The organism is Salinicola sp. (genome assembly GCF_982684285.1).
Genome location: NZ_CEXLVS010000546.1, coordinates 1 through 1011 on the forward strand (window position 1 = coordinate 1; position 1011 = coordinate 1011).

Here is a 1011-nt window from a genome sequence, read left to right on the forward strand (position 1 = left end):
TCTTGTATACCTTTATCTACAGATGTAATGAATTCTCTTGGTACAGATCCGCCTACAATGGCATTTTCAAAGGTATAACCTGCGCCCGCTTTTTGCGGTTCGAGTCGCAACCAAACATGACCATACTGACCCTTGCCGCCACTTTGGCGCACAAACTTACCTTCAGCTTCAACTGTTTTACCAATGGTTTCACGGTAAGCGACTTGTGGTGCACCCACATTTGCGCCTACGCTAAATTCTCTCTTCAAGCGATCGACAATAATATCTAAATGTAGCTAGCCCATTCCCGCAATAATAGTCTGTGCCGATTCTTCATCTGTTGACACATGAAATGAGGGATCTTCTTTTGCTAGCTTGCCTAGCGCTATACTCATTTTTTCTTGATCTGCTTGCGTTCGCGGTTCAATTGCAACCGAAATAACCGGCTCAGGAAATTCCATTCGTTCTAATGTAATAACATCATCAATAGAACAAAGTGTGTCGCCTGTCGTTGTATCTTTTAAACCAATGGCTGCAGCAATATCACCCGCCCGAACTTCAGTAATCTCTTCGCGATTATTACTGTGCATTTGAACAATTCGACCAATACGTTCTTTTTTACCCTTAATTGGGTTATAAACAGCATCACCTGATTTTAAAACACCAGAATAAACACGGAAGAATGTTAATGTACCTACAAAGGGATCGGTTGCGATTTTGAATGCAAGCGATGCGAAAGGCTGGTCATCATCCGGTAGTCGCGAGCCTTCTGATCCATCTTTATCATCAAGTATGCCTTTTATAGCAGGCACATCTGAGGGGGAAGGCATATAATCTAAAACACCATCCAACATTGCTTGCACACCTTTATTTTTAAAGGCAGAACCACAAAATGTTGGCACAATCTTATTAGATATAGTTTGTAGGCGAACGCCTAATTTTATTTCGTCTTCTGTAAGAACGCCGTCTTCCAGATATTTATCCATTAATGTTTCATTAGCTTCCGCGGCAGCTTCAAGTATTTCCTCTCTA

General features: G+C 41.6%; 1 pseudogene. It reads right to left on the minus strand.

Annotation, left to right across the window (positions count from 1 at the left end):
• Window positions 1-1011, minus strand: a pseudogene (locus AC3AYF_RS21840) (elongation factor G); the annotation flags it as partial.